Below are 24866 nucleotides of genomic sequence, written 5' to 3' on the forward strand. Positions count from 1 at the left end.
CGTTCGGTGCGCACACTGGAGTCTCGAACGTTACGCTACGTGAGGGTCAAGCGGAAGATCGCGGATCGGCGCGCGGGGGGTGGTCCCGCGCGCACGACGCAAACGGCGCGCTATTGCGGTCATTGCGGTGACGGCGGCGCGTCGGGCGTGGCCGCGCGCGCCTGGGCGGTGGGGACGATTCGAGCCGCGTTGCCGATGTCGCCGGCCGGGTCGGCCTTTCCAGCCTTTTCAGCGTTTTCAGCCTTGCCGGCTTTGCCGGCCGGGTCGACCGGCGGCGTGCCCATCGCCTGATAGAGCCGCGCGGTATCCGCGAAGCGTGCGCCGGTCGCGCGGATCTCGTCGAGCCGCGCGTTGCGGTACTGCAGCTCGCTTGCTCGCGCGGCCGACGGCGGCAGCGCGCCGAGCCGCACGCGGGCGGCCGCGTCGTCGTACGCGCCGCGCGCGGACAGCGCGGCCCGCGACGACGCATCGAGCGCCTGAGCGTCGTGCTCGAGCGCGGCAAGCGAATCCGCGACGTTCTGGAAGGCGGCGAGCACGGTCTGCTTGTACTGGTCGACCGCGGCCTCGTAGGTCGCCTTCGCCGCACGGCGCTGCGCGAGCAGCGCGCCGCCGTGGAACAGCGGCTGGCTCAGCGACGCACCGACGTTCCAGATCAAACCGGCGCCCGACAGCATCGCCGGCCAGCTGAAACCGCCTTTGCCCATCGCGGCCGACAGCGACAGCTGCGGGAACAGCTGCGCGGTCGCGAGACCGACTTCGGCGGCGGCCGCCTTCAGTCCCGCGTCGGCGGCCTGGATGTCGGGGCGGCTTTGCAGCAGGTCCGACGGCACGACCACCGGCACCTGCGTCGGCAGGTGCAGGTCGGCGAGCGTGAGATCGGTGGGCGGCCGGTCGGGCGTGCGGCCGACCAGCACGGCCAGCGCATGGCGCGCCGAGTCCAGCTGCTGGCGCAGCGCGGGCAGGCTCGCGGCGAAGGTGTCCGCGCTTTGCTGCGCGTTCAGTGCGTCGCTGCGCGACGCCGAGCCGAGCGCGTAGCGGCGTTGCGCGTCGTGCGCCTGGTCGTTCGCGAGCGCGACGAGCCGTTCGGTCGTGGCGATCTGCGCGTCGAGCACCGACACCGTGATCGATGCGGTGACGATGTTCGCGGCGAGTGCCCGGCGTGCCGATTCGAGCTGGAACGCGCTGACGTCGACGCGTTTCGCGAGTGCACGGTTCGCGAAGCGCGATACGCCGAACAGGTCGACCGTATAGCTCGCCTGCAGTTGTCCGACGAACGTGTCGTACAGCAACGTCGGCGCGCCGAGCGCGGGGATCGGCACGCCGAGCGCACGCTGGCGCGTGGCCTGGCCGCCGGCGTCGATCGACGGCAGCATCGAGCTGCCGATCTGCCCGCGCAACTGCTCGCGCGCGGCATCCAGCGAGTGCGCGGCGGCGCTGAGCGTCGGGCTGTTGCGCAGCCCTTCGTCGACGAGTGCGTTCAGCGCATCCGAGCGGTACTGCGTCCACCAGTCGGGCACGGGCTGCGCGCCGACGTCGAACTGCTGCGCGACGCCTTGCGCGGCGACGGTCTGCGGCACTTGCGGCGCGGCGCCGTAATGCGCGGGCGACGGCATCGCGGGCGGCTCGCCGCTCGGCGCGAACCATGCGCAGCCGGCGAGCGGGCCGGCGAGGCTCGCGGCCGCGAGCATCCGCGCGGCCTTCGTTTTCAGGTTCATCGACAGTTCCATGGTCAGGCTCCCGACGGCGCGGCAGGCGTGCCGCCGTCGTGCGGCGGGGCGTCGCGCGGGTCGCGTTCGTCGCGCTTCACGCGGAACCACGCGGCGTACAGCGCGGGCAGGTAGAACAGCGTCAGCACGGTCGCGCTCGTGATGCCGCCCATCAGCGCGGTCGCCATCGGCCCGAAGAAGTTCGAGCGCAACAGCGGGATCAGCGCGAGCACGGCGGCCGCGGCCGTCAGCGTGATCGGGCGGAAGCGCCGCACGGTCGCGCCGACGATCGCGTCGAAGCGTCCGTGGCCGGCCGCGATGTCCTGCTCGATCTGGTCGACGAGAATCACCGAGTTGCGCATGATGATCCCGAACATCGCGATCACGCCGAGCATCGCGACGAAGCCGAACGGCTGGCCGAACAGCAGCAGCGTGCCGACCACGCCGATCAGGCCGAGCGGGGCGGTCAGCACGACCATCAGCACGCGCGAGAAACTCTGCAGCTGGACCATCAGCAGCGTGAACACGGCGATCGCCATCAGCGGCATCTGCGCGTTGATCGACGTCTGCGCCTTCGCACTTTCCTCGACCGACCCGCCGATGTTGATCTGGTAGCCGACCGGCAGTTGCGCGCGCAACGCATTCAGCTTGCCGTCGATCGCATGCGTGACGTCGATGCCCTGTGCGCCGGCGCGGACGTCGGACTGCACGGTGATGGTCGGCTGGCGGTCGCGTTCCCACACGACGCCGTATTCGAGCGTCGGCGTGAAGCGGCCGAGCGAACCGAGCGGCACGGGGCCGTTCGGCGTCGGCATCGCGAGGCCCGCGAGTTGCGCGGGATCGACGCGATCGGCGCGCGGCGCACGCAGGTCGACCGCGATCAGCTTGTCGCGTTCGCGGTATTGCGTGACGGTCGTGCCGGACAGCGTCATCGCGAGGAAGCTCGACACGTCCTGCGACGTGACGTTCAGCTCGCGCGCCTTCTTCTGGTCGAGCTCGAAGCGCACCGAGCGCTCGGCCGGCTCGTCCCAGTCGAACTGCACGTTCACCGTGCGCGCGTCGCCGCGCATCGTCGCCGCGACCTTCTCGGCGATCGCGCGCACCGTCGCGATGTCGTCGCCGCTCACGCGGAACTGCACGGGGTAGCCGACGGGCGGCCCGTTCTCGAGCCGCGACAGGCGCCAGCGCACGGCCGGGAAGCGGTCGCGCAGCGTGGTCTCGAGCCAGGCCGCGAGCTTCTCGCGATCCTCGACGGATTTCGCGGTGACGACGAACTGCGCGAAGTTCGGCAACTGCAGCTGCTGGTCGAGCGGCAGGTAGAAGCGCGGCGCGCCGCTGCCGACGAAATTCACCGAATGGTCGATCTCGGGCCGCTTGTCGAGCACCTTCTCGAGGCGTTCGGTTTCGCGCAGCGTCGCCGCGAACGACGCGCCTTCGGGCAGCCGCAGGTCGATCAGCAGCTCGGGGCGATCGGAGCTCGGGAAGAATTGCTGCGGCACGAGCGAGAAGCCCGCCAGCGCGACCACGAACAGCGCGCCGGTGATCAGCAGCACGACGAAGCGCCGCTCGATGCACCAGTCGATCCAGCCGCGCAAGCGCGTGTAGAAGCGCGTGTCGTAGATGTCGTGCTCGTGATCGTCCGGCAGGTGCGCTTCGTGCGCGTGCTTCTTGCGTTCGGGCAGCAGGTGGAAGCCCAGCAGCGGGATCAGCACGACGGCCGCGAACCACGACGCGATCAGCGCGATCGCCGACACCTCGAAGATCGAGCGCGTGTACTCGCCGGTACTCGATTTCGCGAGCGCGATCGGCAGGAAGCCCGACACGGTGACGAGCGTGCCCGTCAGCATCGGGAACGCGGTGCTCGTGTACGCGAACGCGGCGGCGCGCGCGCGGCTGTAGCCCTGCTCGAGCTTCACGGCCATCATCTCGACCGCGATGATCGCGTCGTCGACGAGCAGCCCGAGCGCGAGCACGAGCGTGCCGAGCGACACCTTGTGCAGCCCGATGTCGAACAGGTACATGAACAGGGCCGTGACGGAGAGCACGACCGGAATCGAGATCACGACGACCATCCCGGTGCGCAGGCCGAGCGACACGAGGCTCACGACCAGCACGATCGCGACCGCTTCGGCGACGGCTTCGAGGAAGTCGTCGACGGAATGCGCGACCGCATGCGGCATGCTCGACACCAGCGTCAGCTTGAGGCCGGCCGGCAGCCGCGCCTGCAGATCCTTCGATTCGGCGTCGAGCGCCTTGCCGAGCCGGATCACGTCGCCGCCCGGCTGCATCGTCACGCCGATGCCGAGCACGGCGTGACCGTTCGCACGCATCTGCGTGACGGCCGGATCGTCGTAGCCGCGCTTCACGGTGGCGAGATCGCCGAGCCGGAACGTGCGGCCGTTGATGCGGATCAGCGTGTCGGCGATCGTGGCGACGTTGTCGAACTGGCCGCTCGGCCGCACGAATACGCGGTCGTCGGCGGTCGTCAGCACGCCGGCCGACGAGATGTCGTTCTGCGCGTTGATCGCCTGCCCGAGTTGCTGAGGGGAGATGCCGAGGCGCGTGAGCTGCGCATTGTTCACTTCGATGAAGATGCGCTGGTCGGGATCGCCGAAATAGTCGACCTTGCCGACGCCGGGCACGCGCAGCAGCACGGTGCGCAACTGGTCCGCATAGTCGTGGAGCTGCGCGGGCGTGAAGCCGTCGCCTTCGAGCGTCCAGATGTTGGTGTAGACGTCGCCGAACTCGTCGTTGAAGAACGGGCCCTGCACGCCGGGCGGCAGCGTATGGCCGATGTCGCCGACCTTCTTGCGGATCTGGTACCAGGTCTCGGGCACGTCCTGCACGGGCGCCGAGTCCTTCATCGTGAAGAAGATCAGCGATTCGCCGGGCCGCGAATAGCTGCGCAGGAAGTCGATGGCCGGCGTTTCCTGCAGCTTGCGGCCGATCCGGTCGGTCACCTGTTCCTGCACCTGCCGCGCGCTCGCGCCGGGCCAGAACGTGCGGATCACCATCACGCGGAACGTGAACGGCGGGTCTTCGGATTGCGCGAGCCGCGTGTACGCGAGGATGCCCGCGAGCGTCGCGAGCGCGATCAGGTAGACGACCAGCGCCTGGTGGCGCAGCGCCCATGCCGACAGGTTGAAGCGGCCTTCTTCGCGGGGGCTGCTCATGACGCGAAGTCCTCCGCGTGCAGCGGGGCGACCGGCCGCACCTTCTCGCCCGCGCTGACCGTATGCACGCCTTGCAGCACGACGCGCTCGCCCGGCTGCAGCCCGCTCGACACGGTGACGGTGCGTTCGTTGAAGCGCGCGACGTCGACGCGGCGCAGCTCGAGCGTGTCGTCCTTCGCGCGCACGACCCACAGGGCCGGATGCGGGCCGTCGTGGAACAGCGCGGTCGCGGGCAGCGTGATGCTCGGCGCGTTGCCGGCAACCGGCGCGCCGTCGAACGCGACGTTCGCGGTCATCCCGAGGCGCACGGCCGGATCGGGTGCGGCGAGCGTGAGCTTCACACGCCAGGTGCGGCTTTGCGGATCGGCGGCCGGCGCGATTTCGCGCACCTTCGCGGCGAACTGGCGACCCGGCAGCGACGGCAGCGTGACGCTCGCCGCGTGACCGGGCGCGAGCGACGCGAGCGCGGCCTCGGGCACGTCGCTAACGACGTCGACGTCGCCCGACCACGCGAGCTGGTAGACGGCCTGGCCGGCCGATACGTTCTGGCCGGTGTCGGCCTGCTCGGCGGTAATGGTGCCGGCGTGATCGGCGACGAGCGTCGCATAGCGGAGCTGGTTCTTCGCGAGCGCGAGCTGCTGCTGCGCTTGGTCGCGCTGCGCGAGCGCGGACGTGTAGCTGTTCTCGGTCTGCTCCAGCTGCGCCGTTGCGATCAGGTTCTCGCGCGCCTGCGCGCGATCGCGATCGCGCTGCTGCTTCGCGAACGCGAGGCTGTGCGACGCGGCATCGAATTGCGCCTGCGCGCTCGCGGCGTTCTTCTCGACGTCGGACGGATCGAGCAGCGCGACGACCTGGCCGGCCTTGACGGTATCGCCGAGCCGCACCTTGCGCTCGACGATCTTGCCCGCGATGCGGAACGACAGCGGCGTCGCATAACGTGGCTGGATCTCGCCGGGCAGCGTGGCGGCGGCCGCGGCGCCGTCGGCGCGCGCGGGCAGCGCGACGACCGGGCGCGGCGCGGGCGGCGCGGCTTCCTTCGGATGACAGGCGGCGAGGACGAGCGCGGTGCCGACCAGCAGCACGGCGCGGGAACCGGAGCGATTCACGAAACCCCCAGATGAGGTGAGAGCGGAACGAGGCCGGCAAGCGCGGCGGGCGCTTGCCCCGAGTGGCGCCAGTCCGGCGCACACGAACACAGCCGAACGAGGTCGTTCGGAAACTGCGGTGGATTCTAATACAGTGCTGTATCTGAATGCAAAAATGAATCTGAAAGGAAGTTGGTGCTAGACTGCGCGCCATGAAACCTCAGCGCTTAACTCGCGAGCAGAGCAGGGACCAGACGCGCGAACGTCTGCTGACTGCCGCGCACCGCATTTTTATGAAGAAAGGCTTTGTCGCGGCGAGCGTCGAGGACATCGCCGCGGCGGCCGGCTACACGCGCGGCGCGTTCTACTCGAACTTCCGCAGCAAGTCGGAACTGCTGCTCGAATTGCTCGAGCGCGACCACGATTCGGTGCGGGCCGATTTCGAGGCGATCTTCGAGATAGGCGGGTCGCGCGAGCAGATGGAGTCGATGGCGCTCGCGTACTACCGGACGCTGTTTCGCGACGACGAATATTCGCTGCTGTGGGGCGAGGCGAAACTGCAGGCGGCGCGCGACGCGAAGTTCCGCGTGCGCTTCAACCAGTTCCTGCACGGCAAGCGGCTGCAGATGGCCGAATTCATCCAGCGCTTCGCCGAGCGCGCGGGCACGCCGCTGCTGCTGCCGGCCGACACGCTCGCGTTCGGATTGATGTGCCTGTGCGACGGCGTGCAGTCGTACTACACGGCCGACCCGCAGCACGTGTCGGCCGACGTGGCTGAATCGGTGCTCGCGGGGTTCTTCGCACGGGTCGTGCTGGGGCGCGCGCCGGACTGAACGGCCGGGCGGGCGGACGGAGAAGCGGGCGCGGCCTACGGATGGTGCGCCGGTGCGGCGACCGACAAGGCCACGACGCCACATCGGGCGTCGCGCACCGGCGCCGTCACCGCTCGCCGGTCATCCGCCGGTACGCGTCGAGCAGCGACGTCTTGTAGACGACGCCCGCGAGCGTCGGCTCGGCTTCGCTTTCGATCACCGGCAGCCGTTCGCCCTGGAACGCCATGAAGCGTTCGAGCGCGGTCGCGAGCGGCATGTCGGGCGTGAGCAGCGGAAACGGCGTATGCGTGTAGTGCGCGGCCGTCTTGTCGGTCGTGTCGCGCTTGTCGAGCAGGTCGGACGTGATGTCCTTCAGCGCGACCGCGCCGCGGAAGCGCCCGGCGTCGTCGGTCACGTACAGATACTTCACCGGGTATTCGAGAAACACGCGCGTCATGTCGGCGACGCTCGCGGTGAGCGGCACGATCGTCTGCGCGGGCTGGATCAGCTCGCGCATCTGGGTGGTGCGCAGCCGCAGCCGTTCCTGTGCGTCCTGGTGATGGTGCAGCGTGATCTCGTACATCGACGTCGTGCCGGTCGCGCGCGCGACGAAATACGCGAACACGCACGACACCAGCAGCGGCAGCACGACCTGGTAGCTCAGCGTCATCTCGAAGATCATCAGGATCGCCATCAGCGGCGCCTGCGTGGCGCCGGCCAGGAACGCGCCCATCCCGACCATCGCATACGCGAAGTACGCGGACGTGTGGCCGGGCCACAGCGCGTGCATCGCGAGCCCGAACAGCGAACCGAACACGGCGCCGACGAACAGCGTCGGCGTAAACACGCCGCCGACCGCGCCGGAGCCTGCGGTCGCCGCGGTCGCGATCACCTTGAACGCCAGCACCGCGACCAGCGCCTGCCAGGTCCACGGCGCATGCAGGATGTGGTTCACGACGCTGTAGCCGTTGCCCCACACGTCCGGAATCCACACCGAGATCACGCCGACCACGAGGCCGCCGAGCGCGAGCCGCACCGGCAGCGGCACGGGCAGCCGCTTGAACTGGTTCTTGGACGCATCGAGCAGGTGCAGGAACTGCGGCGCGAGCACGCCGCACAGCGTGCCGAGCACGACGAACAGCAGCACTTCGGCGCCCGTCACGGCCGGGAACACCGGCATCTCGTACGGCGGCCGGTAGCCGGCGAATTCCCGCATCACGATGTTCGCGACGACGGACGCGACGACCATCGGCCCGAAGCTCTCCATCGCGATCGTGCCGAGCACGATTTCGGAGACGAAGAACGCGCCGGCGATCGGCGCGTTGTACGCGGACGTGATCCCGGCCGCGGCGCCGCACGCGACGAGCAGGCGCAGGCGCGGCGGGTCGAAGTGCACGAAGCGGCCGACCAGCGACGCGGCGAGCGCCGCGAGCTGCACCATCGGGCCTTCGCGGCCGATCGAGCCGCCGCTGCCGATCGTCAGCAGCGACGACACGCTGCGCCACAGGCTCTGCCGCACCGGCACGACGCCGTCGCCGAGCGCGACGGCTTCCATGTAGTCGATGTTGCCGGATTTTCGGTCGCCGCGCGTCGCGAGCAACAGCACGCAGCCGGCGAGGAAGCCGCCCGCGGCCGGCATCCAGAAGCGCACGTACCAAGGCAGGCTTTTCGCCATCTCCACGAAGCTGCCGCTGTGCCCCGAGATCAGGCGCTGCATCAGGTCGATGCCTTCGCGGAACGCCATGGTGGCGAAGGCGCCGCCGACGCCGACGACGGCCGACCAGATCAGCATCGTATGGGCGTCCGACAGGCGGAACAGCGTCTGGGCGCGAGTGCGCAGCTTCAGCAGGAACGAGAGCACGGCTGAAAGAGGGTGATGAAGAGAACGAAGGAAAACGACGCGAAGCATAGCACTGCGCCGCGCCCGCGGGACCTTCCCGTCGGGCGCGGCGCGTGTCGCGGCGTGGCTGCGCGGCTCAGCCAAGCCAGTGCTGTACCGCCCAGGTGATCGCGTAGCCGCCGGCGATCAGCCACACGTACAGGATCAGGCCGGTGGTCAAGGCGCGCGGGCCGGCCTCGCGGATCTGCGACACGCGGGTCTCGATGCCGAGCGCGGTCATCGCCATCGTCAGCGCGAAGGTGTCGAGCAGGTTCAGCGTGTGCGTGACGTCGGCGGGCAGCACGTTCAGCGAATTGACGATCACGAAGCCGAGGAAGCCGAGCGCGAACCACGGCACCGCCACCTTGCGCTTGCCTTGCGCGCCTTCAGCGGTCGCATCGGCCGAGCGCGCGGAGCGGGCGAGCCACCAGCCGAGCGTGAGCAGCACCGGCACCAGAAGCATCACGCGGGTCATCTTCACGATGGTCGCGACGCGCGTGACCTCCGGACTGATGTCGCTCGCCGCGCCGACCACCTGCGCGACCTCGTGGATCGTGCCGCCGAAGAACAGGCCGAGGCCGGTCGGATCGAGGTTGAGCAGGCCGGCGTGATACGCGAACGGATACAGGAACATCGACAGCGTGCCGAACAGCACCACGCTGCCCACGGCCATCGCGCTCTGGTGCGGCTTCGACTGCAGCGTCGACTCGAACGCGAGCACGGCGGCCGCACCGCAGATCGCACTGCCGGCGGCGGTCAGGAGCGCCGCGTCGCGATCGAGCTTCATCACCTTCATGCCGACCCAGGTGCCGATCGCAAGTGTGCTGACGACGATCAGCACCGACACCGTCAGGCCCGGCAGGCCGACCTGCGCGATTTCCTGCAGGCTCACGCGCAGGCCGAAGAACGCGACCGCGATGCGCAGCAGCTTGCGCGCGGAAAAGTTGACGCCGGCCGCCCAGCTCGCGGGCATGCCGTCGCGCAGCGCGTTGCCGTACAGCGCACCGGCGACGATGCCGACGATCAGCGGCGACAGGCCGAGCCCGGCGACTGCCGGCAGTTGCGACAGGCTGGTGACGGCGGCGGCGAACAGCGCGACGAACAGCACGCCGTTCAACTGGCCGCGCAGCGACGGCGCGGCGTGGCTTAGATGGGGAGTCGGAGCAGTGGACATGGGGCACCGTGATCAAGCAGGTTGCGATGGTCTAATCCTAATTTGGTTATATCGATATGAAAAATTGTGATTTGTGACGTAAACTATCCGGGAAGCCGATAATTCATCCTCATGACCCCGGATCAACTGATAACGTTCGCGGCCGTCGCCGAACATCTGAACATCAGCCGCGCTGCCGTGGCGCTGCATCTGTCGCAGCCGGCCGTGTCGGGCCAGCTGCGCCTGCTGCAGGACGAGTTCGGCGAGCCGCTGTACCAGCGTGACGGCCGCGGCATCCGCCTGACGCCGGTCGGCGAGCAGCTCGCGCAGTACGCGAAGGCCCAGCGCGACACGTTCGCGCAGGCGCGCGCGTTTCGCGACGCGGTGCGCGGGCTCGACGCCGGCACGCTGCGGATCGGCGCGAGCACGACGCCGGCCAGCTACCTGCTGCCTTACCTGATCGCGGCGTTCCAGCCGCGCGTGCCGCGGGTGGCGATCCACACGATGAGCGGCAACACGGCCGACGTGGTCGCCGCGCTGGCATCGCTCGACATTGCGATGATCGAAGGGCCGCCCGGCGAGGCGCTGCCGCCCGGCACCGCCGTGCACGCCTGGCACGAGGACGAGATCGTCGCGGTCGTGCCGGCCGGGCATGCGCTCGCCGCGCCCGAGTACGCAGCCGGCGTCACGCTCGAGGCACTCGCCGCGTATCCGCTCGTGCTGCGCGAGGAGGGCTCCGGCGTGCGGCAACTCGTGGAACGCGCGTTCGCGCACGGCGGCGCGCCGATGCGTGTCGCGTTCGAGATCGCCGGTGTCGAGGCCGTGAAGGAGGCCGTGCGCGCGGGGATGGGCGTCGGCTTCGTGTCCGCGATGTCGCTGCGTCACGAGGGGGCGGCGCTCGTGCCGCGCTCGCTCGCCCCCGCGCCGCTCACGCGTCATTTCTCGATCCTGGTGCCGCACGGCGCGGCGCCGTCGCGCGTGGCCGCCCAGTTCCTCGAAACGAGCCTCGCGCACGACGCCGGGTAGGCGTCCGAAGCCGGTCCTGGAGCGCCGGATGCCCGTCCGCCCGCGCACGCTCGTGCGGCGGCCGTCCTTAGGGATTTCCTCTATGGCGTGCGTCCGGGGCGAAGCGCACCATCCGTCTCAAGCAAATGGAACCGGTTCCATTCCGGAGAAAAAAGGGCAGACATGGCAGACATCGTGATCGTGGCGAGCGCATTCGGGATGGACCGCGTGCGTCAGGAGGGCCACCGTGCATTCATCGCGACCGCGGCGGCATCCGGCGCGACCGGCTTCGAGGTGCGGCGCGAACTGTTCGCATCGGACGACGACGCGACGCCCGGCGCGCTGGCCGAGCTCGGCACGGCACTCGCCGCGCACGGGCTGTGGTCGGTCTATTCGACGCCGGCCACGCTGTACACGGAAACCGGCGCGCTCGACGCCGACGCGCTGCGCGACACGCTCGTCGAAGCCGACGCGCTCGGCGCGCGCTTCGTCAAGTTCCAGCTCGGCGGCTTCGCCGGCGACGCGCACGCGGCCGAGATCGTCGCGCTGTCGCGCGGCGCGCGTGCCCGCGTGGTGGTCGAGAACGGGCAGTTGCCGGTGGGCGGCGCGCTCGTGCAATTCAGCGGTCTGTTCGCGGCGCTGGCCGAGGCAGGCGCGCCCGACGCGCTCGGCATGACGTTCGACATCGGCAACTGGCAGTGGCCGGGCGAAGCGCCGCTCGCGTGCGCGCACGCACTCGCGCCGCATGTGGAATACATTCATTGCAAGGCAGTCGCTGGCGAGGGCGCGCGCCGTTTCGCGGTGGCGCCGGCGCCGGGCGACACGCTCGTGACTGGCGTGCTCGCGGCCCTGCCGCAAGCGGCGCCGCGCGGCATCGAATTCCCGTTCGATGCGGCCGACCTGGCGGGCGATGCCGGCCGGCGCGTCGCGTGGCTCGCCGCCGCGTGACGCTCGAAGGATACGGAGGAATGCACTCATGAAGGCAGCACTCGATGTCGTGACCTACGGCGAGGCGATGGCGATGTTCGTCGCCGCCGAGCCCGGCCACCTCGCGCACGCCGCGCAATTCACGAAACGGATCGCGGGCGCGGACCTGAATGTCGCGATCGGCCTGTCGCGGCTCGGCTTCCGGGTCGGCTGGATGAGCCGGGTGGGCCGCGATTCGTTCGGCGGCTACGTGCTCGACACGCTCGCGCGCGAAGGCATCGACGCGTCGTGCGTGACCGTCGATCCGCGCTATCCGACCGGCTTCCAGCTGAAGTCGCGCAACGACGACGGCAGCGACCCGACCGTCGAATATTTCCGCAAGGGCTCGGCCGCGAGCCACCTGTCGTGCGACGACTACGTGGCCGACTACGTGCTCGGCGCACGGCACCTGCATTTGACGGGTGTCGCACCTGCGATCTCCGCGACGTCGTGCGAGCTTGCGTTCCGGCTGGCGCACGAGATGCGTGCGACCGGCAAGACGATCTCGTTCGATCCGAACCTGCGCCCGACGCTGTGGCCGTCCGCCGACGTGATGGCGAAGACGCTGAACGCGCTCGCGTCGCTCGCCGACTGGGTGCTGCCGGGCTTGGCCGAAGGGCAGCAGCTCACCGGGCACGACATGCCGGCCGACATCGCGGGCTTCTACCTGGCACAGGGCGCGCGCGGCGTGGTGATCAAGCTGGGCGCCGACGGCGCGTACTTCCGCACGGCCGACGGCCGCGAGGGCACGGTGGCGGGCGAGCGTGTCGCGAACGTGGTCGACACGGTCGGCGCCGGCGACGGCTTCGCGGTCGGCGTGGTCAGCGCGCTGCTGGAAGGCCGCTCCGTCGAGCAGGCGGTCGCGCGCGGCAATCACATCGGGGCGCTCGCGATCCAGGTGATCGGCGATTCGGAAGGCTTGCCGACCCGCGCGGCGCTCGATCGGCTCGAAAACGTCAGCAATCGCGCCGATCGCCTAGAGGAAACCGTCACCGCGCAATGAGAGGCCGGACACGGCACAATCCGCGGACCCAATTCGTGCTTCGTGCACGGTTTTGCATGAGGCCGGAGCAGGCGCCATCGCGCCGACGCCGGTCGATTCCCGAAAGGACGGGAGCGGAGCCGGGCGCTTGACCCGCCCACTCCGATCACCCAAGGAGACACTCTGATGGCAGCCAATCTCGCAGCACGACGCTGGTGGACGATCATGCCGATCGTGTTCATCACCTACAGCCTCGCTTACCTCGACCGCGCGAACTACGGGTTCGCTGCAGCCGCCGGCATCAACCAGGACCTCGGGATCAGCAAGGGCCTGTCGTCGCTGATCGGCGCGCTGTTCTTCCTCGGCTACTTCTTCTTCCAGATTCCGGGCGCGATCTATGCGGAGCGCCGCAGCGTCAAGAAGCTCGTGTTCGCCAGCCTCGTGCTGTGGGGCGCGTGCGCGGCGCTCACGGGGGTGGTCACCAACATTCCGTCGCTGATGGCGATCCGCTTCGTGCTCGGCGTGGTCGAGGCGGCGGTGATGCCGGCGATGCTGATCTACATCAGCAACTGGTTCACGAAGAACGAGCGCTCGCGCGCGAACACGTTCCTGATCCTCGGCAACCCGGTCACGGTGCTGTGGATGTCGATCGTGTCGGGCTATCTCGTGCACGAATTCGGCTGGCGCCACATGTTCATCGCCGAAGGCGTGCCGGCCATCATCTGGGCCGTATGCTGGTGGTTCCTCGTGCAGGACAAGCCGGCCGATTCGCCGTGGCTCACCGCGCAGGAAAAGCGCGACCTCGACGCCGCGCTCGCGGCCGAACAGGCGGCGATCAAGCCCGTGCGCAACTACGGCGAGGCGTTCCGCTCGCCGGCCGTGATCAAGCTGTGCGCGCAGTATTTCTGCTGGAGCATCGGCGTGTACGGCTTCGTGCTGTGGCTGCCGTCGATCGTCAAGAACGGCTCCGAGCTCGGGATGGTTGCGACCGGCTGGCTGTCGGCGCTGCCGTACCTCGCGGCGACGATCGCGATGCTGGTCGCGTCGTGGGCGTCCGACAAGGTCGGCTCGCGCCGCGGCTTCGTGTGGCCGTTCCTGCTGGTCGGCGCGGCCGCGTTCGCCGCGTCGTATGCGCTCGGCTCGTCGCATTTCTGGATCTCGTATGCGCTGCTGGTCGTCGCGGGCGCAGCGATGTACGCGCCGTACGGCCCGTTCTTCGCGATCGTGCCGGAACTGCTGCCGAGGAACGTCGCCGGCGGCGCGATGGCGCTGATCAACAGCATGGGCGCGCTCGGCTCGTTCGTCGGCTCGTATTTCGTCGGCTACCTGAACGGGGCGACCGGGTCGCCCGTCGCATCGTATGCGTTCATGAGCGTCGCGCTCGTCGCCGCGGTGATCCTCACGCTGTCCGTCAAACCCCAGGCGCGCGATGCGCACCCGCTCGCGACGCCGCTGCAAGGAAAATGAAAACGATGAAGCCTCGTATCGTCGCGTACAAGCCGCTGCCCGATGACGTGCTCGCGTACCTGCGCGAGCATGCGGAGCTCGTGCAGGCCGACGGCGCCGACGCGCTCGCCGACGCCCTCGGCGACGCGGACGGCGCGATCGGCGCGAGCCTGAAGGTCACGCCGCAGATGCTCGATCGCGCGCCGCGGCTGAAGGCCTGGTCGACGATCTCGGTCGGCTACGACAACTTCGACGTCGCGGATCTCACGCGGCGCGGGATCGTGCTCGCGCATACGCCCGACGTGCTGACCGAATCGACCGCCGATACCGTGTTCTCGTTGATCCTCGCGTCCGCGCGGCGGGTGGTCGAACTGGCGGAGTGGGTGAAGGCCGGCCACTGGCAGCGCAGCATCGGCCCCGATCTGTACGGCACCGACGTGCAGGGCAAGACGCTCGGCATCGTCGGGCTCGGGCGGATCGGCGGCGCGGTCGCGCGCCGCGCGGCGCTCGGCTTCCGGATGCAGGTGCTGTACACGAACCGTGCCGCGCACGCCGAAGCCGAGACGCAGTACGGCGCCCGCCGCGTGACGCTCGACGAGTTGCTCGCGCAGTCGGACTTCGTGTGCCTGCAGGTGCCGCTGTCGCCGCAAACGCATCACCTGATCGGCGCGGCCGAATTCGCGAAGATGAAGCGCGGCGCGATCCTGATCAACGCGTCGCGCGGGCCGGTGGTCGACGAGGCTGCGCTGATCGACGCGCTGCGGGCCGGCACGATCCGCGGCGCGGGGCTCGACGTCTTCGAGAAGGAGCCGCTGGCGGCGGACTCGCCGCTGCTGCGGATGAGCAACGTCGTCGCGCTGCCGCATATCGGCTCGGCGACGCACGAGACGCGCCATGCGATGGCGCGCTGCGCCGCGGAAAACCTGGTCGGCGCGCTGGCCGGCACGCTGCGCACGAATCTCGTCAATCCGGACGCGCTCGCGCGCGTCTGAGCGGCGGCGGCCGGCCGGCGGGCCGCCGCTGCCGTTAGAGTCGATGGTCTTGGTGCGGGAGGGCAGGCTGCGTTATGATCGCCCGCTCGTCGCGCATCGACGACCCGGCCACGCGGCCGGCGGCGTCCGGCGACGGGCATCCGTGCCAGCCCGGTGCGGCCGATCGCCGTGCGTGTCGGGCGAGCGGAGCGGGCGCGAACGCGCCGGCTTCGATCGACCGCGAAGCAGGGGAGCGGCGGCGTGCGCCGGGGGGCGTTCGTATCCAACAACAAAGGTCCGTCCGCACACGAAGCGGCGCGGATCGTACGTCGCGAGGCACGACTTGAGCGATTCGCAACCTTCCACGCAGCGTCCGGCGACGATCAGCGACGTCGCACGCGAAGCCGGCACGGGCAAGACCAGCGTTTCGCGCTATCTGAACGGCGAGACGCACGTGCTGTCCGCCGATCTGCGCCAGCGGATCGAGACGGCGATCGCGCGCCTGAACTACCGGCCGAACCAGATGGCGCGCGGGTTGAAGCGCGGCCGCAACCGGCTGCTCGGCATGCTCGCGGCCGACCTGACCAATCCCTATACCGTCGAAGTGCTGCTGGGCGTCGAGGCCGCGTGCCACGCGCTCGGCTACATGCCGCTCATCTGCCACGCGGCGAATGAAGTCGAGATGGAGCGGCGCTTCCTGCAGCTGCTCACGACCTACCGGGTCGAAGGGCTGATCGTCAATGCGCTCGGCGCCGAGGAAGACGTGCTGCGCCCGCTGCGCGGCGGCGGCATCCCGGCCGTGCTCGTCGACCGGACGGTCGAGGGCTTCGAGGCGGACCTGATCGGGCTCGACAACACCGATGCGATCGAGACGGCGCTCGCGCACCTGATCGCGCGCGGCTTCGATGCGATTCATTTCGTCGTGCAGCCGTTCGAGCGCGTCAGCTCGCGGCGCCTGCGCGAGGCCGCGTTCCGCGCGGCGCTCGAGGCGCGCGGGCTGCCGGTGCCGCCGACGGTCGTGCTCGACCTGAACGAGCCGGCCGCGGCCGCCGTGGCGCTCGCCGACCTCGACGCGCGTGTCGACGCGGCCACGCAGCGCGGCGTGCGGGCGGCGCTGTTCGCCGCGAACGCGCCGGTCGCGCTCGCGATCGCGCGCCACCTGCGCGCCCGCTTCGGCGCCGCATGGCAGGAAAAGGCCGCGCTGCTGTCGATCGACGATCCGGAGTGGGCCGAGCTGATCGGCATCACGACGATCCGTCAGCCGACCTACGAGATCGGCTACAAGGCCGTCGAATTCGTGCACGAGCGCATCGACGGCGCGGTCGGCGACGTGCGCGTCGCGATGCTGCCGGGCGAGCTGATCGCGCGCGCGTCGACCGCAAGCTGAGTATCATGCGGGGCACGCGGCGCGTCAGGTGCGCTGCCCCGAACAAGGAAATTCATGACTGTCGCTCCCGTCACGCTGGCGGTGCTGATCGCCGCCACGCTGATCATCGCGCTACTGCCGTTCGTTCTCTTCCGTACCCTGCGCAAGCCGCTTGCGCTCGACCGCCGCGACACGATCGTCGGCGTCGCCGTCTTCACGCTGTTCGCGATGATCGTCGAACGCGCATTCCATGGCCTCGTGCTGAGCCAGACGCCCGCCGGAGGCTGGCTCACGCAGCCGCTCGCATTCGTCGCGTACAGCGCGCTCGCGACCGCCGTGTTCGAGGAAGTCGGCCGTTATCTCGGGTTCCGGTTCCTGAACCGCCGCTACGGCGCGTCGGCCGGCGACGGGCGCGGCATCGGCTACGGGATCGGCCATGCCGGTGCCGAAGCCTGGTTCGTCGGCGTGCTCGTCTGGGGCCAGTGGTCGTATCTCGCGTGGCTCGCGAGCCGCGGGCAGCTCGAGACGCAGCTCGCGGACCTGCCGGGCGATACCGTCGTGCGGCTGCACGTGATGCTGGCGACGCTGTCGGCACAGTCGATCTTGCTGTTGCTGATCGAGCGCTGCGCGGCGTTCGCGGTGCAGCTCGCGCTGTCGGTGCTGGTCTGGCGCGGCGTGCGTGCCGGCCGCGCGGGCGTACTGCCGCTCGCGATCGTGCTGCATGCGCTGGCGGCCGTACCGGCGTTGCTGTACCAGGTGCGCGTGCTGCCGGCCGGATCGCTCGAGGCCGTGTATTTCGTGCTGGCCGCGATCCTGGTCGCCGTGCTGGTGAAGGCGTGCCGGTCGCCGCGTGCGGCGGCCTGACGGGAGAGGCGGAATGGACGACTATCTGATCGAATGCGCAAGCGCCGAATTCGACGCGCTCGCGCGCGTGATCTGCGATCTCTTTCCGGAGCAGACGCGTTTTGCCGAAAGCAGCGACGAACGCGGGCGCTTCCTGTCCGTGCAGTGGCTCGCGATGCGTTTCGGTTCGACGCCGAAACGGATGACGCTCGATATCCGCATCGTGCCGGCCGCGCTGGCGCGCTATCTGGCGCTCAGGCCGATGCAGCGCGCCCGCAGCCACGCGGTGCTGCATGCGTACACGGAAGCGATGCTGGGCTCGCTCGAGGAGCGGCACGCGGCGGGTGAAGCCGTCGAGCGCACCGCGGAACTCGAACTCGACGAAGACTTTGCGTGAGCGGCGACGCCGGCGCGCGCCGGCACGATGCCGGCGCGGCGCGTGTCACGCGACGCGCGTTTACGCGTCGCGATAAACCTGCGCGAAGCGCTGCGCCTGCACGACGCCATAGTCGCCGGGTGCATATTGCATGACCCAGTCGCCGGCCATGCCGCGCAGCGTGTCGCCGTTTTCCGAGCGGGCGATCGTGAACGGCTCGTCCATGCGGCGGGCGAGCACGACGGCCGGCCGGTTCCGGTAGGCGCCCGGCGCGCCGTGCGCGAGCGCCGGATCGGCGGGCAGGTACTTCGCGTCGAAGCGCGCGCGCGACACGACCCAACGGTCGCCGGTCGAGCCGGTGATCAGCGCGTCGCCCGCGACATAGCGGTTCGGGCCTTCGAGGCTCATCAGTTCGCCGTCGTCATCCGCGAATGCGACCGTGACGGTTTCATCCTTCACGACGCGACGGGCCTGCGGGTCGGTACGCAGATCGAGGTGCTTGAGTTCGAGCATGGCAGGGGGGAAGTGCGGGAAAAGCCGGGAGCTTATCCCGAATCCGGCGCGCCGTGTGACACGCCGGATTCCCGCGGGATGCGCGACGCCGTTCGGCCCGCACGGGCAGTGCGGCGCCGACGGGGCGGACGTCAGGGTTGCGCGGGCGCGCTGGCGGCCGGCGCGGCTGCTGCCTTGCCTTCCTTGCTCGCGGCCTTGCCCTTGCCGCGGTGTTCGCCGCCGTGGTGCAGCCAGCTGCGGAACGTCGTGTCGGCGAGCGCCTTCTGGTCGGCCGGGAAGTGCTCGTAGAGCGGCGCGAATGCGTCGGCGAGCTTTTTCGCGCCGTCCGCGTTCGCCTGCGCGAGTTCCGCGTACTGCTTCATGTCGTCGACCGCGGACACGTCATGGCTTTCCATCCGGGCGCGATAGAGGCGGCCCATCGTGTCGCCGTTCTCGCGCATCGTGTCGGCGAACGTCTTCCATTGCGGTTCCTGCGCCGACGTGATCTTCAACTGGTCGTGCAGGTACTTGATGCGCTGCTCGATGCGCGCTTCGTGGCGCGCCGCACGCTGCTCGGCGCTCGGGGCCGACGCTGCCGTTGCCGTTGCCGGAGCGGGCGTCTGCGGTTGCGGCGGGGTTTGCGCGAATGCGCTGGCTGCAACGGCGAGCGTAGCGAGGGTGAGCGAGATCTTCTTCATGGTTGGCTCTCCGGGGTGGTGTCGTGCGAGCGGGCGCGGCGGCCAGTGCCGCGAGCGCGCATCTCGCGTCGCACCTTATTAGTAGCACGTTGAGTGCAGTGCAGCAGCGAAAGCGACACTTGCTTACATCCGATACGAATCGAAATTGAAAGGGGCATGGCGAAGGCCGACGATCGAGGGTGTTCGATCGGCGCGTCGGGCGCCGCGCGCGAACGAGGCGGGGCGATGCGAACGCGTGAGATCCCGTTTGGGCGCACCGGCGTTCGGCGCTATCATCGCGTCACGTTCCATTTCGCCGGCGCGTTGCACGCCGGCCCAGCCTCATGCGTCCTCCTCGCCTCGACCAACTCGACGACCTCGACCGGCAACTCGTCGCGCTGCTGCAAGCGGATGCGCGCGCAAGCGTCGCCGATCTCGCGCGACAGCTCGACGTTGCCCGCACGACGGTCGTCGCGCGCATCGCGCGGCTCGAGCGTACCAACGTGATCGCCGGTTACAGCGTGCGGCTCGGTCAGGACGTGCTCGACGCGAGCATTTACGCATACGTCGGCATCATTCTCACGCCGAAGTTCGGCAAGGACGTGCTGCGCAAGCTCGACCGGATGCCCGAGGTGCAGCTGTTGTGCGCGGTGAGTGGCGAATACGACTATGTCGCGTGGTTGCGTGCCGATTCGCCGGAACGGCTCAACGACCTGCTCGACCAGATCGGCACGCTCGAAGGCGTCGAACGCACGACGACGTCGATCATTCTGTCGCGCAAGATCGATCGCGGCACGATCGGCGGATGACGCGTCGCATGCGGTGTCGCATGTGACGCCGCGGCGCGATTCGATTCGTCGCGCAGGCTTTTCCTCCTTTCCCTTCCCCTTGATGCCTTGATGCCCGCCGCCCGCGCACGCCGCGGGGCGTTGCCTCGTGCGTCCGCACGCGAGCGTCGTTGTGTCGAATGCGTGCCCGGGCGCGCGCAACGATTCATTTGCCTGCCATGTCCCGCCTTGCGTGTGCCTTCCTGTCCGGCCACACGCATCCACACGCGTTGATCGCGGCCCGTCTGACGCACACCGTATACGCGTTTTTTAGATGATTTGGTCGTTGTGACGAAATGCGTAGTCATTTCGTCGAAAGTATCGGTCGTTTCGCATCATTCTTCGTCTTGGAACTGATTTTGCACGTCCCTAAACTGTGTTCATGGCTCGACGCCGTACACCAACACCAAACCCATCATCAGGAGATAAGCGCATGAAAATCGCCATCGTCGGCGCAGGTCTGATCGGCCACACCATTGCTCACATGCTGCGTGAAACGGGCGACTACGAAGTCGTCGCGTTCGACCGTGACGCTGATGCGCTCGCCAAGCTGTCGCGTGAAGGCATCGCGACGCAACGTGTCGATTCGGCCGACGCCAATGCGATCCGTGAAGCCGTGAAGGGCTTCGATGCGCTCGTCAACGCGCTGCCGTACTACCTGGCGGTCAACGTCGCCGCGGCGGCCAAGGCGGCAGGCGTCCATTACTTCGACCTGACCGAAGACGTGCGCGCGACCCACGCGATCCGCGAACTGGCCGACGGTTCGGACCGCGCGTTCATGCCGCAGTGCGGCCTCGCACCGGGCTTCATCGGCATCGCCGCGCACGAGCTCGTGAACGGCTTCAGCGAAGTGCGCGACGTGAAGATGCGCGTCGGCGCGCTGCCCGAGTATCCGACCAACGCGCTGAAGTACAACCTGACGTGGAGCGTCGACGGCCTGATCAACGAATACTGCCAGCCGTGCGAAGCGATCCGCGACGGCCGCAAGCAGTGGGTGCAGCCGCTCGAAGGCCTCGAACATTTCTCGCTCGACGGCACCGAATACGAAGCGTTCAACACGTCGGGCGGTCTGGGCACGCTGTGCGAAACGCTGTCGGGCAAGGTCGAGACGCTCGACTACAAGTCGGTGCGCTATCCGGGCCACCGCGAACTCGTGCAATTCCTGCTCGAAGACCTGCGCCTGTCGAGCGACCGCGACACGCTGAAGTCGATCATGCGCCGCGCGGTGCCGTCGACGAAGCAGGACGTCGTGCTCGTGTTCGTCACGGTGACGGGCGTGAAGGACGGCCAGCTCGTGCAGGACGTGTTCACCCGCAAGATCTTCGCGAAGGACGTGTGTGGGATGCACATGAGCGCCATCCAGATCACGACGGCCGGCGCGATGTGCGCGGTGCTGGATCTGTTCCGCGAAAAGAAGCTGCCGCAAAGCGGTTTCATCCCGCAGGAAAAGGTGTCGCTGAAGGCGTTCCTCGCGAACCGCTTCGGCAAGCTGTACGAAGGCGGCACGATGGAGCGCGTGCACGAAGTCGCCTGACGATCGGTCTCAGGCACGAGGGCCGTGCGACGCCGGGAGCGCAACAGCGCTTCCGGCGTTTTTTTTGACGAGCGCGTCGAAGCCCGTCACGGCTTCACGGATCGCATTGGCGTCGGCCGAATCGACACGTTGCGTCGCGATGCCTTCACGCGACATGGTGAAGCGACGAGGAGCAGGGCGGTGCGCGCCGCTCAGGCGGGCAGCGGCGGGACGATCGTTGCCGCCGGCGGGGGCGGCACGATGCGGTACAGCAGCGCATCGATGTCCGCGTCGGACGGTGCGGTGTTGTCGAACATCACGATGCCGTCGCATTCGTGGCCGGTCGGCACGAAGCGGCGTTGCCGGTATTCGTCCCAGTGCGCGAGCTTGTACGCGTCGTTCGGATTGCCGCGCGCGACGATCCGCTGGTGCGCGACGTCTTCTGAGGTATGGACCCACACGACCGTCAGCGCGACGTCCGGCCCGATGCCGAGCCACGTGCGGTCGAGGATGCGCCGGTCACGCACTTCGCGCGACAGCGGGCCGACCACGAGCGCGCCGATGCCGAGCGCGAGGTTCTCGCGGGCCGTGTCGAGCAGGCCCTGGTATTCGGGATCGCGCAGATGCTTCAGGTAGAGCGGGCTGTCGCGGTCGTTCGGATCGGAGGTGAGGGCGCCCATCGCGGCCGAGCTGTAGCGGCCGTAGAGCGTGTCTTTGTCGAGTAGGCAGAAGGCTTCGCCGGTCGCGCGCATCAGCGGCCCGATCAGCCGCTTCGCGAGCGTGGTCTTGCCGGTGCCGGCATGACCGCAGAAGAACACCAGGTGCGTCACGAATACCGGCTCCCCGAATCCGTGCGCGGTGCGGCGGTGCGCTTGCCGTCGCGCGAGAACACTTCCGCTTCAAGCCACATCGCGTTGATGATGCCGAAGCCGAGCGCCACGCCGATGCCGAGTATCCACGAGAAATACCACATGGGTCTGTCTCCTTGAAGGTTGGGCGGCACGGCCGTGCCGTGCACTTGTCGAAGCGATGCCGTGCGCGAGCCGCGGCGCACGCAATCCGATCATGACCAATATCGGCGTGCCGCGCAAGCCGGGCCGCCCGTGCGGCAACCCGGTAAACTGGTGCGATAACGGCAACATGACGGACATCATGCTCATCAACTGTGCTGCATACCAGGACGGCCGCAAGCTGGCCGATATCGATATCGACGCCATCAGCGAATACGTGTCGAAACCCGAGTGTTTCGTATGGGTCGCTCTGAAGGATCCGACGCCGGACGAGATCGACCTGATGGGCGAGGAATTCGGGCTGCACGAGCTCGCGCTCGAGGATGCCCGCAAGGGGCATCAGCGGCCGAAGATCGAGGAGTACGGCGATTCGCTGTTCGCGGTGCTGCACACGGTCGAGCTCGACCACGACGGAGAATTCAATGTCGGCGAGCTGAACGTGTTCGTCGGCCCGAACTACGTGCTGTCGATCCGCAACCATACCGAACAGGACTTCCGCGCGGTGCGCAAGCGCTGCGAGCGCGAGCCGCATCTGCTGCAGGAAGGGTCGGCATTCGTGTTCTATGCGTTGATGGATCAGGTCGTCGACCGCTATTTCCCGATCCTCGAGACGCTCGGCAACGAGCTCGAGGAACTCGAGGACCGCATCTTCACCAAGGCCACGCCCGCGTCGTCGCGCGCGATCATCGAGGATCTCTATTCGCTGAAACGCCGGCTCGTGATGCTGCACCAGCACACGGCGCCGCTGATCGAGCCGCTCGCGAAGCTCACCGGCGGACGCATTCCGCAGGTCTGCAGCGGGATGGAGCATTACTTCCGCGACGTGTACGACCACCTGCAGCGGATCGTGAAGACGATCGAAGGGCGGCGCGAGATGGTCGTGACCGCGATCCAGGTCAATCTCGGGATGATCTCGCTTGCGGAGAACGAGGTGACCAAGCGGCTCGGCTCGTTCGCCGCGCTGTTCGCGATACCGACGATGATCGCCGGCATCTACGGGATGAACTTCGCGAACATGCCCGAACTGCACCTCAAGTACGGCTTCTACGGCTGCATCGGCGTGATGGTCGTAGCCGATCTCGCGTTGTGGTGGCGCTTCAAGCGGGCGGGGTGGCTGTAGCCGGGCCCCGTGCACCGTCAGCGCGGGGCGTGCTTGCCGACCACGACGCGCCACGGACGCACGCGCCAGGACTTGACGAGGCCGTTCTGCACGTAGGGATCGGCGCGCGCGAACGATTCGGCGGCTTCCGGCGAATCGCCTTCGAACACGAGCACGGCCTGGTCGGCCGGATCCTGCAACGCGCCGGCGAGCACGAGTTCGCCGCGTTCGGTTGCCGCCCGCGCGAGTGCGAGGTGCTCGGCGCGGTACTGTTCGCGCCGGGACAGGTAATCGTCGACGAGTTCGTAGATCAGCTGGTAATGCATGGTCGCTCCCGGAATCGGCCGCCGCGGGATGGCGGGTGTTGGCTCAGTATAGGGCGAGGTTCGGTCTTTGTCGGCGCGGTTTGCGGCGGCCTCGTGGTGCGTGGCCGGCCGATCCCCGGCGGCCGATGACGACGGTCTTCAGGTCTCGACGTTCTTCCTTAAATTGCAACTAACGGTCTGGCGCAGATCCGCCGTCACATGTGGTGGGGTCCTCGTACGGGAACCGTTACCGCCCGTTGCGTCTCGTTGTGTCTTCAGGAAAGGCGGGGGCAGGCAGACATGTTCCATGCGGATTCCGGGCCCGGATTGCGCGCGCCGGAAAAAGGGGCCGAAGCCGGGGCGAGCGTCGGTGCGGGCGCCGTGCGAGGGCGTTTCCATTGGCCGCAATGCGACCTATGCTGAACAAACCCGGAGCGAACTTCGTTCGTCCGATTCGTCCAGAGAGGTGTGCCATGCCTGTATCAGCCACCCTGCAGGATTGCCTGCGCCAGAAGTCATCGCGGTACGAAGTCGTGTACCACCCGTATAGCCATACCAGCATGGAGACGGCCGCCGCCGCGCATATCCCCGGCGATCGCCTCGCGAAAACCGTGCTGCTCGAGGACGACGAAGGCTACGTCGCCGCCGTGTTGCCGACGTCGCACGCGGTGCGGCTGTCGGACCTCTGGGTCAAGACCGGCCGCCATCTCGTGCTCGCCAGGGAAATCGAACTGCGCGAACTCTTCAAGGATTGCGACCTGGGCGCGTTGCCGCCGGTGTGCATGGCGTACGGGATGAAGACGTTCCTCGAGGAACATCTCGCGCAGCAGCCGGAAGTGTATTTCGAGGCCGGCGACCACGAAGCGCTGATCCATATGATGCAGGATGAATTCCTGTCGCTGATGGAGACGGCCGAGCGCGCGCATTTCTCGCACAAGATGCAGGGTATGTGGTTGTCCTGATCGTCCTGTTGCGGGCGGTTTGCGGTGGTTGGAGACGGCGTCTGGCGGGCGACCGTCGGGGGCATTGCGTGCCGCAGTTTTTTGCTGAGGCGGGGTTCACGCTGCAAGAACTGTGGCTGCGCGTGACTGGTGAGGAAGGATTCGGGCGGTGTCTGGCAGGGATTTCAGGGGTGTTTTCGGATAAATTTATGATTTGACATAATCTCAATTATCGATAG

Annotated in this window: 24 protein-coding genes; 13 read left to right on the forward strand and 11 right to left on the reverse strand. The window is 68.4% G+C overall.

What is annotated here, in order from left to right:
* Nucleotides 1-119: 119 nt before the first annotated feature.
* From U5A56_RS34405 to U5A56_RS34415, 3 genes are read right to left on the reverse strand one after another with little or no spacing between them, the layout of a single operon-like run.
* Nucleotides 120-1727 carry an efflux transporter outer membrane subunit gene (locus U5A56_RS34405; protein ID WP_321927000.1) on the reverse strand — a complete coding sequence of 536 codons (1608 nt, stop codon included), beginning with the start codon at nucleotides 1725-1727 and terminating at the stop codon, nucleotides 120-122.
* A 2-nt stretch (nucleotides 1728-1729) separates the two neighbouring features.
* Nucleotides 1730-4879, reverse strand: a complete 3150-nt coding sequence (locus U5A56_RS34410) for an efflux RND transporter permease subunit (protein WP_321927002.1) — start codon at nucleotides 4877-4879, stop codon at nucleotides 1730-1732.
* Nucleotides 4876-5985: an efflux RND transporter periplasmic adaptor subunit gene (locus U5A56_RS34415; protein WP_321927004.1), complete on the reverse strand. Its 1110-nt coding sequence runs from the start codon at nucleotides 5983-5985 to the stop codon at nucleotides 4876-4878. The genes U5A56_RS34410 and U5A56_RS34415 overlap by 4 nt, the downstream gene beginning before the upstream one ends.
* 191 nt (nucleotides 5986-6176) lie before the next feature.
* Between U5A56_RS34415 and U5A56_RS34420 the strand changes: the two genes are divergently transcribed.
* Nucleotides 6177-6797 carry a TetR/AcrR family transcriptional regulator gene (locus tag U5A56_RS34420; RefSeq protein WP_321927005.1) on the forward strand — a complete coding sequence of 207 codons (621 nt, stop codon included), beginning with the start codon at nucleotides 6177-6179 and terminating at the stop codon, nucleotides 6795-6797.
* A 106-nt stretch (nucleotides 6798-6903) separates the two neighbouring features.
* Here U5A56_RS34420 and U5A56_RS34425 read toward each other — a convergent pair whose 3' ends face one another.
* Nucleotides 6904-8637 carry a ClcB-like voltage-gated chloride channel protein gene (locus U5A56_RS34425; protein WP_321812180.1) on the reverse strand — a complete coding sequence of 578 codons (1734 nt, stop codon included), beginning with the start codon at nucleotides 8635-8637 and terminating at the stop codon, nucleotides 6904-6906.
* 115 nt (nucleotides 8638-8752) lie between these two features.
* Complete coding sequence (locus tag U5A56_RS34430; protein ID WP_321927006.1) at nucleotides 8753-9829, reverse strand: YeiH family protein; 1077 nt, start codon at nucleotides 9827-9829, stop codon at nucleotides 8753-8755.
* A 111-nt stretch (nucleotides 9830-9940) separates the two neighbouring features.
* On the opposite strand from U5A56_RS34430, the gene U5A56_RS34435 reads away from it, so the two are divergent.
* The 8 genes from U5A56_RS34435 to U5A56_RS34470 all read left to right on the forward strand — a co-directional run bounded on the left by U5A56_RS34435 (nucleotide 9941) and on the right by U5A56_RS34470 (nucleotide 17784).
* The gene (locus U5A56_RS34435; protein ID WP_321812178.1) at nucleotides 9941-10834 is read left to right on the forward strand and encodes a LysR family transcriptional regulator; all 894 of its coding nucleotides are present in this window, start codon (nucleotides 9941-9943) and stop codon (nucleotides 10832-10834) included.
* A 162-nt stretch (nucleotides 10835-10996) separates the two neighbouring features.
* Entirely contained in the window at nucleotides 10997-11761 is a 765-nt protein-coding gene (locus U5A56_RS34440) for a sugar phosphate isomerase/epimerase (protein WP_321927008.1), read from the forward strand.
* Between the two features lie 28 nt (nucleotides 11762-11789).
* On the forward strand, nucleotides 11790-12782 hold the full coding sequence (locus U5A56_RS34445; RefSeq protein ID WP_321927010.1) for a sugar kinase: 993 nt from the start codon (nucleotides 11790-11792) through the stop codon (nucleotides 12780-12782).
* A gap of 165 nt (nucleotides 12783-12947) precedes the next feature.
* Entirely contained in the window at nucleotides 12948-14228 is a 1281-nt protein-coding gene (locus tag U5A56_RS34450; protein WP_044848248.1) for an MFS transporter, read from the forward strand.
* 5 nt (nucleotides 14229-14233) lie between these two features.
* Nucleotides 14234-15199: an NAD(P)-dependent oxidoreductase gene (locus U5A56_RS34455; RefSeq protein ID WP_044848268.1), complete on the forward strand. Its 966-nt coding sequence runs from the start codon at nucleotides 14234-14236 to the stop codon at nucleotides 15197-15199.
* Between the two features lie 322 nt (nucleotides 15200-15521).
* On the forward strand, nucleotides 15522-16565 hold the full coding sequence (locus U5A56_RS34460; RefSeq protein WP_124485442.1) for a LacI family DNA-binding transcriptional regulator: 1044 nt from the start codon (nucleotides 15522-15524) through the stop codon (nucleotides 16563-16565).
* 54 nt (nucleotides 16566-16619) lie between these two features.
* The gene (locus U5A56_RS34465) at nucleotides 16620-17408 is read left to right on the forward strand and encodes a YhfC family intramembrane metalloprotease (RefSeq protein ID WP_321927013.1); all 789 of its coding nucleotides are present in this window, start codon (nucleotides 16620-16622) and stop codon (nucleotides 17406-17408) included.
* A 13-nt stretch (nucleotides 17409-17421) separates the two neighbouring features.
* Entirely contained in the window at nucleotides 17422-17784 is a 363-nt protein-coding gene (locus U5A56_RS34470) for a DUF3022 domain-containing protein (protein ID WP_044848245.1), read from the forward strand.
* A gap of 60 nt (nucleotides 17785-17844) precedes the next feature.
* Here U5A56_RS34470 and U5A56_RS34475 read toward each other — a convergent pair whose 3' ends face one another.
* Entirely contained in the window at nucleotides 17845-18276 is a 432-nt protein-coding gene (locus U5A56_RS34475) for a PGDYG domain-containing protein (protein ID WP_044848244.1), read from the reverse strand.
* A gap of 131 nt (nucleotides 18277-18407) precedes the next feature.
* Nucleotides 18408-18953 carry a Spy/CpxP family protein refolding chaperone gene (locus U5A56_RS34480; protein ID WP_321927016.1) on the reverse strand — a complete coding sequence of 182 codons (546 nt, stop codon included), beginning with the start codon at nucleotides 18951-18953 and terminating at the stop codon, nucleotides 18408-18410.
* A gap of 323 nt (nucleotides 18954-19276) precedes the next feature.
* Here U5A56_RS34480 and U5A56_RS34485 point away from each other — a divergent pair, with 323 nt between their 5' ends.
* Both U5A56_RS34485 and U5A56_RS34490 read left to right on the forward strand, forming a co-directional pair.
* Nucleotides 19277-19741 (forward strand): Lrp/AsnC family transcriptional regulator, encoded by a 465-nt coding sequence (locus U5A56_RS34485; RefSeq protein ID WP_006481526.1) that lies wholly within the window; start codon nucleotides 19277-19279, stop codon nucleotides 19739-19741.
* A gap of 451 nt (nucleotides 19742-20192) precedes the next feature.
* Nucleotides 20193-21293, forward strand: a complete 1101-nt coding sequence (locus tag U5A56_RS34490; protein WP_040144221.1) for a saccharopine dehydrogenase family protein — start codon at nucleotides 20193-20195, stop codon at nucleotides 21291-21293.
* A 9-nt stretch (nucleotides 21294-21302) separates the two neighbouring features.
* On the opposite strand, the gene U5A56_RS34495 is transcribed toward U5A56_RS34490, so the two are convergent.
* Genes U5A56_RS34495 through cydX form a run of 3 tightly spaced genes read right to left on the reverse strand, consistent with a single transcriptional unit; the run spans nucleotide 21303 to nucleotide 22245 of the window.
* The gene (locus tag U5A56_RS34495; RefSeq protein WP_321927020.1) at nucleotides 21303-21449 is read right to left on the reverse strand and encodes a hypothetical protein; all 147 of its coding nucleotides are present in this window, start codon (nucleotides 21447-21449) and stop codon (nucleotides 21303-21305) included.
* A gap of 35 nt (nucleotides 21450-21484) precedes the next feature.
* A complete protein-coding gene (locus U5A56_RS34500; RefSeq protein ID WP_044848242.1) occupies nucleotides 21485-22102 on the reverse strand; it encodes an AAA family ATPase in 618 nt (205 codons plus the stop codon).
* On the reverse strand, nucleotides 22099-22245 hold the full coding sequence (gene cydX / locus U5A56_RS34505; protein WP_044848241.1) for a cytochrome bd-I oxidase subunit CydX: 147 nt from the start codon (nucleotides 22243-22245) through the stop codon (nucleotides 22099-22101). Before cydX ends, U5A56_RS34500 begins: the two co-directional genes overlap by 4 nt.
* Before the next feature lie 179 nt (nucleotides 22246-22424).
* Here cydX and corA point away from each other — a divergent pair, with 179 nt between their 5' ends.
* Nucleotides 22425-23402 (forward strand): magnesium/cobalt transporter CorA, encoded by a 978-nt coding sequence (corA, locus tag U5A56_RS34510; protein WP_044848267.1) that lies wholly within the window; start codon nucleotides 22425-22427, stop codon nucleotides 23400-23402.
* 17 nt (nucleotides 23403-23419) lie between these two features.
* Here the strand turns inward: corA and U5A56_RS34515 are convergent, their stop codons facing one another.
* Nucleotides 23420-23707, reverse strand: coding sequence for a YciI-like protein (locus U5A56_RS34515; RefSeq protein WP_124485447.1), 288 nt, complete (start codon nucleotides 23705-23707; stop codon nucleotides 23420-23422).
* Between the two features lie 452 nt (nucleotides 23708-24159).
* Here U5A56_RS34515 and U5A56_RS34520 point away from each other — a divergent pair, with 452 nt between their 5' ends.
* Nucleotides 24160-24648, forward strand: a complete 489-nt coding sequence (locus U5A56_RS34520; protein ID WP_044848239.1) for an aminoacyl-tRNA deacylase — start codon at nucleotides 24160-24162, stop codon at nucleotides 24646-24648.
* Nucleotides 24649-24866 lie beyond the last annotated feature (218 nt).

Origin of the sequence: Burkholderia sp. BCC1998 (assembly GCF_905339875.1) — a bacterium.
Lineage (GTDB): Bacteria > Pseudomonadota > Gammaproteobacteria > Burkholderiales > Burkholderiaceae > Burkholderia.